Consider the following 13,822-nt stretch of genomic DNA (forward strand, 5'->3'; position numbering starts at 1 on the left):
GCGCGTCGGTGCTGCTGACCACGAAGGCCCTGGCGGAGGAATGGACGCCGGTGGTGGGCACCGTCGTGTGCCTCGACGCCGAGCAGCGGCCGTGGACGGAGTTGTCCGCGGAAGCACCAGCATCCGACGCGGGGCCAGAGAATCTGGCGTACGTGCTCTACACGTCGGGCTCCACGGGCATGCCCAAGGGCGTGGCGGTGCGGCACCGCTCCGTGCTCCACCTGCACCAGGCCTTGTCACGGGACATCTACGTGCAGCCGCAGCGCGGCCTGCGCGTCAGCGTGAACGCGCCGCTCTTCTTCGACGGCTCCATCAAGCAGGTCATCCAACTCATCCATGGGTACTGCCTGTGCATCGTCCCCGGCGACACGCGCAAGGATCCGGAGGCGATGCTCACGTGGCTGGAGGCCCAGCGCATCGACGCGCTGGACTGCACGCCCTCGCTGCTCAAGCTGCTGCTGGACGCAGGGCTGCTGGAGCGGGCGCACGTGCCGGCGCTGATCCTCATCGGCGGTGAGGCGTTGGACGCGGTGACGTGGCGGAAGCTCTCCACGACGAAGCGCACGCGCGCCTTCAACGTGTACGGCCCCACCGAGAACACCGTCAATGCGACGGTCTGGTCCATTCAGGATGCACCCCAGGTGCTGCCCGTCATCGGTCGGCCGCTGGCCAACGTGCGGGCGTACGTGCTCGATGAACAGCAGCGCTTGCTGCCCTTCGGCATGCAGGGCGAGCTGTGCCTCGCGGGCGAAGGCCTGGCGAGTGGCTACCTGGGCCGACCGGACCTCACGGCGGAGCGCTTCGTTCCGAATCCGTTCAGCACGGAGCCTGGAGCGCGGCTGTACCGCACGGGCGACAAGGCGCGCTGGCGTGAGGACGGGACGTTGGACTTCATGGGCCGCCTGGACTTCCAGGTGAAGCTGCGCGGCTACCGCATCGAGTTGGGAGAAATCGAAGCCACGCTGCGCTCGCACCCGGGCCTCCGGGACGCGGTGGTGATGGTACGCGAGGATGTGCCGGGCGATGCTCGGCTCGTCGCGTACGTCGCGCCGGAGGTGGACACCTCTGCCCTGCGTGAGCATCTGCGCAAGCACCTGCCCGAGTACATGGTCCCGGCCGCCTTCATGGCGCTGCCCGCCCTGCCGCTGACGCCCAATGGCAAGGTGGACCGCAAGGCGCTGCCCGCGCCGGAAGCCTCGCAAGTCGGCGCGCGCACCTATGCGGCGCCGGAGACACCGACGGAAATCGCGCTGGCCGCGCTGTGGAGTGAGGTGTTGCGCGTGCCCGCCGTGGGACGCCACGACAACTTCTTCGAGTTGGGGGGCCACTCCCTGCTGGCCACGCAGTTGGTCTCCCGCGTGCGTGTCCACTTCGGTGTGGAACTGCCCCTGCGAGCGTTCTTCGAACGGCCCACCGTGGCCGCGCTGGCCGCGCTGATTGATTCGTTCCAGGGCCCGGACGGCACGGGCGCGTCCCTGCCTCCGCTGGTCCGGGCGGAGCGACCGGAGGTGCTCCCGCTGTCGTTCGCCCAGCAGCGGCTGTGGTTCATCGAGCAGCTCGGCACGGCGGGCACCGCGTACATCGTGCCGATCACGCTGAAGCTCGAAGGCTCGCTGGACACCATCGTGCTCCTGGCGGCGTTCGACGAACTGGTGCGCCGTCACGAAGTCCTGCGCACCACCTTCCAGTCGGATGAGGGCGCGCCGTCGCAGGTCATCCACCCGCCCTTCCCGATGCCTCTGCGACACATGGACCTCACGGTCATGGCGTCGCGGGACGAGCGTGAGGCCGAGGCCCATCGGCTCGCGATGAAGGAGGCTCGGACTCCGTTCGACCTGGAACAGGGCCCGCTACTGCGCGTGCTCCTGTTGAAGCTGGCCCCCACCGAACACGTGCTGGTGCTGACGCAGCACCACATCATCTCCGACGCTTGGTCCACGGGCGTCCTGGTGCGGGAGATGGGCGCGCTCTACGCGGCCTTCTCCAAGGGCCTGCCCTCCCCGCTTCCGGAGCTGGCGGTGCAGTACGCCGACCATTCGCTCTGGCAGCGGGGTTGGCTCCAGGGAGAGGTGCTGGAGCAGCAGCTCGGCTACTGGCGTAGGCATCTCGACGGTGCCGCTCCGTACCTGGACCTGCCCACGGACCATCCGCGTCCCGTGCGGCAGTCCTTCCAGGCGGCGGACGAGCACGTGGTGCTGTCGCGTGAGCTAAGCGAGGCGTTGGAGACCCTGGCGAAGCAGGCGTCCGCGACGCCCTACATGCTGCTGCTGGCGGGCTTCAAGCTGCTGCTGCACCGGTATTCAGGTCAGGAAGACGTGCTCATCGGTTCGCCCATCGCGGGCCGGCGTCACGCCGAATCCGAAGCGCTCATCGGCTACTTCGCCAACACCGTCGTCATCCGCACGCAGGTGGAGGACACGCGGACCTTCCGCGAACTGCTGGCGCAGGTGCGCACCACGACGCTGGGCGCGTACGAACACCAGGACCTCCCGTTCGAGAAGCTGGTGGAGGTCCTGAAGCCCGAGCGCGATCTGCGCCGCACGCCGTTCTTCCAGGTGACGTTCACCCTACAGAACGCGCCGATGCCGGAGCTGGTGCTGCCGGAGTTGACACTCCGGGGATTGGACATGGATCCGGGCAGCATCCTCTTCGACCTGCAACTCGTGATGAGCCGGGAGCCCGCCGGGTTCGCGGGCTCGCTGCGCTACAACACGAGTCTGTTCGTCCCCGAGACCGCGGCTGGCATGGTCCAGCGCCTGCGGATGCTGCTGGAGGCCGCCGTCCGCGCACCGGACACGCGGCTGTCCGAGCTGTCCCTGCTCACCCCCGAGGAGCGCCGACAGGTCCTCGTCGAATGGAACCGCACGTCGCGCGAGTACCCGCGTGATGCCTCCGTGGCCGGGCTCTTCACCGCCCATGCGGCGCGCACGCCGAATGCGCCCGCGCTGAAGTCCGGGGAGAAGACGCTGACGTACGCGGCGCTGGACCGTGCGTCCAACCAACTGGCGCACCACCTGCGCCGCTCGGGCGTGAGGCCCGGGGACCGCGTGGGCTTGTGCCTGGAGCGCTCGTTCGAGCTCATCGTCGGCATGCTGGGCATCCTGAAGGCCGGGGCGGCGTACGTTCCGGTAGAGGCGAAGTACCCGGCCGACCGCATCACCTGGATGTTGCAGGAGACGGGCGTCAGCGTGCTGGTGACGCAGGAGTCGCTGGCGGATGAGTTGCCGGCGGTGGCGGATCTCCAGGTCCTCATGGACGCGGACGCGGCGGTGATTGCGAAGCAGCCGGAGACCGCGGTGGACGTGGAAGTGCCGGCCGAAGCGCTGGCGTACGTGATGTTCACGTCGGGAAGCACGGGACGCCCCAAGGGCGTCAGCGTGCCCCAGCGCGGCATCGTGCGGCTGGTGCGCGGCAACGACTTCATCCACTTCGGACCGGAGGAAGTCTTCCTGCAACTGGCGCCCGTTGCGTTCGACGCGTCGACACTGGAAGTGTGGGGAGCGCTGCTCAACGGCGCGAAGTTGGTGCTGGCTCCGGCGAGGGCCCTGTCCTTCGAGGAGACGGGGGCGCTGCTCACCACCGAAGGCATCACCACGCTGTGGCTGACAGCCGCGCTCTTCGAGCAGATGGTCATCCATCAGGGCGAAGCGTTGGCGGGCGTGCGGCAGGTGCTGGCGGGCGGCGACGTGCTGCCCGTGGAGCGCGTGCGGGAGCACCTGGCGCGGATGCCTTCGGGCTCCGTGCTCGTCAATGGCTACGGCCCCACGGAGAACACGACGTTCTCCGCCACGTACGCACTGGGTGCCGGTGACAGTGTGGGCCTGTCCGTGCCCATCGGCCGGCCGCTGGCGCAGTCCACCGCGTGGGTGCTGGATGCGTCCTTCCAGCCCGTGCCGGTGGGCGTACCGGGTGCACTCTTCGTCGGAGGCGATGGCTTGGCGTGGGGCTACCTGAAGCGCCCGGACCTGAGCGCCGAGCGCTTCATCCCCCACCCCTTCGCGACGGAGCCGGGAGCGCGGCTGTACAGCACGGGCGACCGGGTGCGCTGGCAGGTGGACGGGACGCTGGAGTTCCTGGGCCGCATGGACTTCCAGGTGAAGATCCGCGGCTTCCGCATCGAGACCGGCGAAGTCGAAGCCGTGCTGCGCCAGTCGTCGCAGGTGCGCGAGGCGGTGGTCCTGGCGCGTGAGGATGTGCCCGGAGACAAGCGGCTCGTCGCGTACATCGTGCCCACGGGAGAGGGTTTCGAGCCCGTCGCACTGAAGGCGTTTGTCCAGAAGCAGTTGCCCGAATACATGGTCCCCACGGCCTGGGTGGAGCTGTCCGCCCTGCCGCTCAACGCCAACGGCAAGGTGGACCGCAAGGTCCTGCCCGCCCCGGAGGCGCCGCGCGCCTCCGATGTGGAGGTGGCCGCGCCGCGCAACGCGATGGAGACGGCGCTCGTCGCCATCTGGGCGGAGGTGCTGCACCTGGAAGCCGTCGGCATCCACGACGACTTCTTCGAGCTGGGTGGCCATTCGCTGCTGGCCACGCAGGTGGTGTCGCGCATCCGCTCGACGCTGGGCGTGGAGCTGCCGCTGGGAGACCTCTTCAGCGCTCCCACCGTGGCCACCCTGGCCGAGAAGCTGGGCGGCGCCCGTCGGACCCAGGCGCCCCCGTTGGTCCGCACGGAGCGCACCACCGCGCCTCCACTGTCGTTCGCGCAGCAGCGGTTGTGGTTCATCGACCAGTTGGAGCCGGGCACCGCGCTCTACAACATGCCGCTGCCGTTGCGCCTCACCGGCGCGCTGGATGAAAGCGCGCTGCGCAAGAGCCTGAATGCGCTGATGGCGCGGCACGAATCGCTGCGCACCACGTTCCGCGTGGAGGCAGGCCAGCCCGTGCAGCACATCCACGACGAGGCCACCGTGCCCTTCGAGTCCGTGGACCTCACGGGCATCACGGACGACACAGAACGGCAGGCTGAGGCAACGCGGCGCGGCTTCGCGGAGTCCCGCCGTCCGTTCAATCTGGAGCAGGGGCCGGTGATTCGCGCCCTGCTCATGAAGCTGGGCGCGCAGGAGCACGTGCTGGTGCTGCACGTGCACCACATCGTGTCCGACGGCTGGTCGCTGGGCGTGATCGTGCGTGAGATGACGGCGCTCTACGAGGCCTTCCGTCACGGCCAGACCCCTGCCCTGCCGGAGCTGCCGGTGCAGTACGCGGACTACGCCGTGTGGCAGCGCGGCTGGCTCCAGGGGGATGTGCTGGAGGCGCAGCTCGACTGGTGGAAGCAGCAGCTCGCGGGGGCTTCCCACGTGCTGGAGCTGCCCACCGACAAGCCCCGTCCGGCGGTCGTCTCGCAGCGCGGCGCCTCCGTGTCCGTGCGACTGCCGCGTGCCCTCTCCGAACAGGTGGAGGCACTGGCGCAGAAGGAAGGCGCCACGCCCTTCATGGTGCTGCTGGCGGCCTTCCAGTCCGTGCTGCACCGCTACTCCGCTCAGGACGACGTGCTGGTGGGCTCCCCCATCGCGAACCGGAGCCGAGCGGAGACGGAGGGCCTGATTGGCTTCTTCGTCAACACGCTGGTGCTGCGCGGCAGCTTCAGCGCGCGACCCTCCTTCCGGCAACTTGTCGCGCAGGTGCGCACCACGACGCTGGGCGCGTACGAACACCAGGACCTCCCGTTCGAACGGCTGGTGGAGTCGCTGCAAACCACGCGCGACCTGTCACGCACGCCGCTCTTCCAGGTGATGTTCGTGCTCCAGAACGCGCCTGTCCCGGAGCTGGCGCTGCCCGGCCTGTCCGTGACGGGGGCGCACTTCGGTGGCCGGAACCTGTCCCTGTTTGAACTGATCCTGAACCTGAATCGGGACGCGGACGGCTTCGTGGGCCAGCTCCAATACGCGACGGACCTGTTCGAGCCCGCGACCATCGAGCGGCTCGCCACGCACCTGCGCGTAATGCTGGAGACCGTGGTCGCGCGGCCCGAGGTGCCGTTGGCCGACCTGCCCCTCAGCTCAACGGAAGAGCACGCCCGGCTCCTGAGCATCGGGCGCGGGGACCTCGTGGACTTCCACGGGGAGTCCACGCTGCACGGGCGCATCGAAGCGCAGGTGGCTCGCACGCCGGACGCGGACGCCCTGGAGTTCGAAGGGACGACGCTGTCCTTCCGTCAGTTCGATGCCCGAGCCAATCAGCTCGCCCGGCACCTGCGCTCGTTGGGCGTGGGGCCGGAAGTCACGGTGGCCCTGGCCCTGGAGCGCTCCGCGGACGCCATCATCGCGTTCCTCGCGGTGCTCAAGGCGGGCGGCGCGTTCGTGCCGTTCGATCCGGCGGCCCCCGCCGCGCGCAAGGACTTCCTCCTGCGCGACTGCGGCGCCTCCGTGCTGCTCACCACCCGGGCCCTGGCCGACGCATGGCTGCCCGACATCGTCCACGTGGTGAAGCTCGATGTCGAGCAGACCTGGCTGGCGGCGCTCTCCGAGGAGCCTCTGCCTCCCTCTGCGGGCCCGGACAATCTGGCCTACGTCATCTACACGTCGGGCTCCACGGGCACGCCCAAGGGCGTGATGGTGCAGCACCGCTCCGTCGTCCACCTGCACCACACCCTGGCCCGCAACATCTACCCGCAGCAGGGTCCGTTGCGCGTCAACCTGAACTCGCCGCTGTACTTCGACGCGGTCATCGAGGCGTTCATCAAGCTGCTCGACGGCCACTGCCTCTGCATCATCCCCGAGGACACGCGGCGCGATCCGGAGCGGATGCTCACGTGGATGGAATCCCGGCGCATCGATGTGCAGCTCAGCACCCCGTCGCAGCTCAAGCTGCTGCTGGAAGCGGGACTGCTGGAGCGCGCCTGGGTGCCGTCGCAGGTCCTGGTGGGCGGCGAGGCCATTGACGAAGCCCTCTGGCGTGTCCTGGCGGGGACGACCCGCACGCGCGCCATCAATGGCTACGGTCCCACCGAGACCACCGTCATCGTCACGACGTTCGACATCCAGGGCACCGCCCTGCCCCGGCCCGTCATCGGCCGGCCGCTGGACAACCTGCGCGCCTACGTGGTCGACCAGCACCAGCGCCTGGTGCCCTTCGGCCTGCCGGGTGAGCTGTGCTTCTCCGGCGCGGGCATCACGCGCGGCTACCTGGGCCGCCCGGACCTGACGGCGGAGCGCTTCGTTCCAGATCCGTTCAGCACGGAGCCCGGAGCGCGCCTGTACCGCACGGGCGACAAGGCCCGGTGGCGCGAGGACGGCACGCTCGACTTCATGGGCCGCCTGGACTTCCAGGTGAAGGTCCGTGGCTACCGCATCGAACTGGGCGAAATCGAAGCCACGCTGCGCTCGCACCCGGACATCCGGGACGCGGTGGCCCTCGTCCGCGAGGACGTGCCGGGCGATGTGCGCCTCGTCGCGTACGTCGCGCCGGAGGTGGACACCGCGCCCTTGCGCGAACATCTGCGCAAGCACCTGCCCGAGTACATGGTCCCGGCCGCGTTCATCGCCCTGCCCGCCCTGCCGCTGACGCCCAACGGCAAGGTGGACCGCAGGGCCCTGCCCGCGCCGGAGGCCTCGCAGGTCATCGCGAGCACCTATGTGGCGCCGGAGACGCCAACGGAGATCGCCCTGGCCGCGCTGTGGAGCGAAGTGCTGCGCATCCCCGCCGTGGGCCGCCACGACAACTTCTTCGAGCTGGGCGGCCACTCACTCCTGGCCACGCAGTTGGTCTCCCGCGTGCGCGTCCACTTCAAGGTGGAGCTGCCCCTGCGTGCGTTCTTCGAACGGCCCACCGTGGCCGCGCTGGCCGCGCTGATCGATTCGTTCCAGGGTCCGGACGGCACGGGAGCGTCCCTGCCCGCGCTGGTCCGGGCGGAGCGCCCGGCGGTGATTCCCCTCTCTTTCGCTCAGCAGCGGCTGTGGTTCATCGAGCAGCTCGGTACGGCGGGCACCGCGTACAGCATCCCGGTGTCGCTGAAGCTCGAAGGCACGCTGGACACGACCGTGCTCCAGCACGCGTTCGATGAGCTGGTGCGCCGTCACGAAGCGCTGCGCACCACCTTCCGTCCACACGAAGGGACACCGTCGCAGATCATCCACCCGCCCTTCCCGATGCCCTTGCGGCACGTGGACCTCACGTCCATCGAAGCGCCCGAAGCGCGTCAGGTGGAAGCCTTGCGGATTGCCGCCGAAGAGGGCCGCGTCCCGTTCAACCTGGAAGAGGGGCCGTTGGTCCGGGTGCTCGTGTTGAAGCTGGGTCCGGCGGAGCACGGGCTGGTGCTGACGCAGCACCACATCATCTCCGACGGCTGGTCCTCGGGCGTCCTGGTGCGGGAGATGGGCGCGCTCTACGCGGCCTTCTCCAAGGGCCTGCCCTCTCCGCTTCCGGAGCTGGCGGTGCAGTACGCCGACCACTCGCTCTGGCAGCGCGGCTGGCTCCAGGGAGAGGTGCTGGAGCAGCAGCTTGGCTACTGGAAGGCTCAGTTGGACGACGCGGCGCCGTACCTGGACCTGCCCACGGACCATCCGCGTCCGGCGCGGCAGTCCTTCCAGGGCGCGGACCAGCCCATGCTCCTGCCGCTCGCGCTGAGCGAAGCCGTGGAGGCGATGGCGAAGCGCGAGTCCGCGACGCCGTACATGCTGCTGCTGGCCGCCTTCAAACTGCTGATGCACCGGTATTCGGGTCAGGAGGACGTGCTCATCGGTTCGCCCATCGCGGGCCGCCGCCACGCCGAGTCCGAAGACCTCATCGGCTACTTCGCCAACACGGTGGTCGTGCGCACGCAGGTGAAGGACACGCTCACCTTCCGCGAGCTGCTCGCTCAGGTGCGGACCACCACGCTGGGGGCCTATGAGCACCAGGACCTCCCGTTCGAGAAGCTGGTGGAGGTCCTGAAGCCCGAGCGCGACCTGAGCCGCACGCCGTTCTTCCAGGTGACGTTCACCCTGCAGAACGCGCCGATGCCGGAGCTGGTGCTGCCGGAGTTGACGCTCCGGCCGATGGGCGGCGCGCTGCGGTTCAGCCTCTTCGACCTGCAGTTGCTGATCCGCCGCGGCCCCGACGGCTTCGGCGGAACGCTGCTCTACAACACCGCGTTGTTCTCACCCGAGACGATGGCCGGCCTGGTCCACCGCTTCCAGGTCCTGCTGGACGTCGTCCTGGCTTCGCCCGATGTCCCCGTGGCTCGGCTCCCGCTGCTCACGCCCGAGGAACGCCAGAAGCTGCTGGTCGGGTGGAACCGCACGTCGCGCGAGTACCCGCGCGACGCGTCCGTGGCGGGGCTCTTCACCGCCCACGCCGCAAGGACGCCGAATGCGCCCGCGCTGAAGTCCGGGGAGAAGACGCTGAGCTACGCGGCGCTGGACCGCGCGTCCAACCAGCTCGCGCACCACCTGCGTCGCCAGGGCGTGAGGCCCGGAGACCGGGTGGGTCTGTGCCTGGAGCGCTCGTTCGAGCTCATCGTCGGCATGCTGGGCATCCTCAAGGCAGGGGCTGCGTACGTGCCGGTGGAGGCGAAGTACCCGGCGGACCGCATCACGTGGATGCTCCAGGAGGCGGGCGTCAGCGTGCTGGTGACGCAGGAGTCGTTGGCGGATGAACTGCCGGCGGTGGTGGACCTCCAGGTCCTCCTGGATGCGGATGCGGCGGTGCTCGCGAAGCAGCCGGAGACGGCGCTGGATGTGACGGTGCCGGCCGAAGCACTGGCGTACGTAATGTTCACGTCGGGAAGCACGGGACGGCCCAAGGGCGTCAGCGTGCCCCAGCGCGGCATCGTGCGGCTGGTGCGTGGCAACGACTTCATCCACTTCGGACCGGAGGAAGTCTTCCTCCAGTTGGCGCCCGTGGCGTTCGACGCGTCCACGCTGGAAGTCTGGGGCGCGCTGCTCAACGGCGCGAAGCTGGTGCTGGCGCCAGCGAAGGCCCTGTCTTTCGAAGAGACGGGGACGCTGCTCACCCGTGAGGGCATCACCACGCTGTGGCTGACAGCCGCGCTCTTCGAGCAGATGGTCATCCATCAGGGCGAAGCGCTGGCGGGTGTGCGGCAGGTGCTGGCGGGCGGCGACGTGCTGCCCGTGGAGCGCGTGCGTGAGCACCTGGCGCGGATGCCTTCGGGCTCCGTGCTCGTCAACGGCTACGGCCCCACGGAGAACACGACGTTCTCCGCCACGTACGCACTGGGTGCCGGTGACAGCGTGGGCCTGTCCGTGCCCATCGGCCGGCCGCTGGCGCAGTCCACCGCGTGGGTGCTGGATGCGTCCTTCCAGCCCGTGCCGGTGGGCGTACCGGGTGCACTCTTCGTCGGAGGCGATGGCCTGGCGTGGGGCTACCTGAACCGTCCGGACCTGACCGCCGAGCGCTTCATCCCCCACCCCTTCGCCACGGAGCCCGGTGCTCGCCTCTACAGCACGGGCGACCGGGTGCGCTGGCAGGCGGATGGGACGTTGGAGTTCCTGGGCCGCACGGACTTCCAGGTGAAGATCCGCGGCTTCCGCATCGAGACCGGCGAAGTCGAAGCGGTGCTTCGCCAGTCGTCGCAGGTGCGCGAGGCCGTGGTCCTGGCGCGCGAGGATGTGCCCGGCGACAAGCGACTCGTCGCATACATCGTGGCCACTGCTGACGCGGGCGATGTGGAGCAGCTCAAGTCGTTCGCCCAGAAGCAATTGCCCGACTACATGGTGCCGTCCGCGTTCATCCCCCTGCCCGCCCTGCCGCTGTCGGCCAATGGCAAGGTGGACCGCAAGGCCCTGCCCGTCCCGGAGGCGCCGAAGGTCTCCGATGCGGAGGTGGCCGCGCCGCGCAACGCGATGGAGACGGCGCTCGTCGCCATCTGGGCGGAGGTGCTGCACCTGGAAGCCGTCGGTATCCACGACGACTTCTTCGAGCTGGGTGGCCACTCGCTGCTGGCCACGCAGGTGGTGTCGCGCATCCGCTCCACCCTGGGCGTGGAGTTGCCGCTGGGAGACCTTTTCAGCGCTCCCACCGTGGCCACCCTGGCCGAGAAGCTGGGCAGCGCCAGCCGCACGCAGGCCCCCCCGCTGGTCCGCACGGAGCGCACCACCGTGCCGCCGTTGTCGTTCGCGCAGCAGCGGTTGTGGTTCATCGACCAGTTGGAGCCGGGCACCGCGCTCTACAACATGCCGCTGCCGCTGCGCCTCATCGGCGCATTGGACGAAGGAGCATTGCGCAAGAGCCTGGATGCGCTGATGGCACGGCACGAAGCGCTGCGCACCACGTTCCGGGTGGAGGCAGGCCAGCCCGTGCAGCACATCCGCGACGAGGCCACCGTGCCCTTCGAGTCCGTGGATCTCACGGGCATCACGGACGACGCGGAACGGCAGGCTGAAGCAAAGCGGCGTGGCGTCACGGAATCCCGCCGCCCGTTCAACCTGGCGCAGGGGCCGGTGATTCGCGCCCTGCTCCTGAAGCTGGACGCGGAAGAGCACGTGCTCGTGGTGCACCTGCACCACATCGTGTCCGACGGCTGGTCGTTGGGCGTGCTCGTGCGCGAGACGACGGCCCTCTACGAGGCCTTCCGCCACGGTCAGGCGCTGGTCCTGCCGGAGCTGCCGGTGCAGTACGCGGACTACGCGGTGTGGCAGCGCAACTGGCTCCAGGGCGACGTGCTGAAGGCGCAGCTCGGCTGGTGGAAGCAGCAACTGGCGGGTGCGCCCCACGTGCTGGACCTGCCCACCGACAAGCCGCGTCCGGCGGTTGTCTCGCAGCGCGGCGCCTCCGTGTCCGTGCGACTGCCGCGCGCGCTGTCCGAGCAGGTGGAGGCCCTGGCACAGAAGCAAGGCGCCACGCCGTTCATGGTGTTGCTGGCGGCGTTCCAAGCCGTACTGCACCGCTACTCCGGTCAGGACGACGTGCTGGTGGGCTCCCCCATCGCGAACCGTGGCCACGCGGAGACGGAAGGCCTCATCGGCTTCTTCGTCAATACGCTGGTCTTGCGCGGCAGCTTCGGCGCGCGTCCCTCGTTCCACCAGCTTGTCGCGCAGGTGCGCACCACGACGCTGGGTGCGTACGAACACCAGGACCTGCCGTTCGAGCGGGTGGTGGAAGAACTCCAGACGACGCGCGACCTGTCCCGCACGCCGCTGTTCCAGGCGCTGTTCGCGCTCCAGAACGCGCCCGTGTCGGGGGCGACGATGCCCGGTCTCGCCGTACACCCCGCGGAGTTCGGCACCCGTGGGACCACCCTGTTCGAGCTGAGCCTGGACCTGCGCCGCGACGCGGACGGCTTCGCGGGCCGGCTTGAGTACGCGACGGACCTGTTCGAGGCCGCCACCGCCGAGCGGATCGCAATGCACCTGAGGGTGCTGCTGGAGACCGTGGTCGCGCGGCCCGATGCCCCGCTGGCCGACCTGGTCCTCGACTCACCCGAGGCGCAGGCGCGGCTCATCACGCTCGGACACGGCGACGTCGTGGACTTCGAGCTGGGGACCACGGTGCACGGCCTCATCGAACAGCAGGCGGCCCGCACGCCGGACGCGGACGCCGTGGTGTTCGAGGAGACGACGCTGTCCTTCCGTCAGTTCGACGCCCGGGCCAATCAGCTCGCCCGGCACTTGCGCTCGCTGGGCGTGGGCCCGGAAGTCACGGTGGGCCTGGCCCTGGAGCGCTCCGCGGACGCCCTCGTCGCATTCCTCGCGGTGCTCAAGGCGGGCGGCGCGTTCGTGCCGCTCGACCCGGCGGCCCCCGACGCGCGCAAGGCCTTCATTCTGGAGAACAGCCGCGCCTCGGTGCTGCTGACCACCCGGGCCCTGGCCGAAGCGTGGCGGCCCGACATCGCCCACGTGGTGATGCTGGATGCCGAAGCGGCGCACCTGGCGACTCTCTCCGAGGCGCCCCTGCCTCCCTCGGCGGGCCCGGACAATCTGGCCTACGTCATCTACACGTCCGGCTCCACGGGCACGCCCAAGGGCGTGATGGTGCAGCACCGCTCCGTCGTCCACCTGCACCACACGATGGTGCGTAAGCTCTACGCGGAGCCGCGCCGGCTGCGCTTCAGTTTGAACGCGCCGCTGTACTTCGACGCGGTCATCGATGCGTTCATCAAGCTGCTCGATGGCCACTGCCTCTGCGTCATTCCCGAAGAGACACGCCTCGAACCGGAGCGGATGCTCGCGTGGCTGGAGCGGCACCGCATCGACGTGCTGATGGGCACTCCCGCGCAGCTCAAGCTCCTGCTGGACGCGGGGATGATGGAGCGCGCCTGGGTGCCGTCGCGGACCATGCTGGGCGGTGAAGCCCTGGACGAGGTGATGTGGCGGCTGCTGGCCACGACGGACCGCACGCGCGCCATCAACGGCTACGGACCCACCGAGACCACCGTGGCCGTCACGACGTTCGACATCCAGGGGACTTCCCTGCTCCGGCCCGTCATCGGCCGGCCACTGGACAACGTGCGGGCCTACGTGCTCGACGAGCACCAGCACCTGGTGCCCTTCGGGCTGCCGGGCGAGCTGTGCTTCTCCGGCGCGGGCGTCACGCGCGGCTACCTGGGCCGGTCGGACCTGACGGCGGAGCGCTTCGTCCCGGATCCGTTCAGCACGGAGCCTGGAGCGCGGCTGTACCGCACGGGCGACAAGGCGCGTTGGCGCGAGGATGGCACGCTGGACTTCATGGGCCGCCTGGACTTCCAGGTGAAGCTGCGCGGCTACCGCATCGAGCTGGGCGAAGTCGAAGCCACCTTGCGCACGCACCCGGACATCCGGAACGCGGTGGCGGCGGTGCGCGAGGACGTGCCCGGCGATGCGCGCCTCGTGGCCTGGGTCGTGCCGGAGGTGGACACCTCTCCCCTGCGCGAACACCTGCGCAAGCACCTGCCTGAGTACATGGTCCC

1 protein-coding gene (only partly in view) is annotated in these 13,822 nt (G+C 69.5%); it reads left to right on the plus strand.

The annotated features are described in order from the left end of the window. On the plus strand, positions 1 to 13,822 hold part of the coding region annotated (locus D7V88_RS15620) for a non-ribosomal peptide synthase/polyketide synthase (protein WP_120541442.1) (this coding region is incomplete at both ends). The annotated region extends 15,802 nt beyond the left edge of the window; 13,822 of 29,624 annotated nt are visible.

The sequence above is a fragment of the Corallococcus terminator genome (assembly GCF_003611635.1).
GTDB classification, from domain to species: domain Bacteria; phylum Myxococcota; class Myxococcia; order Myxococcales; family Myxococcaceae; genus Corallococcus; species Corallococcus terminator.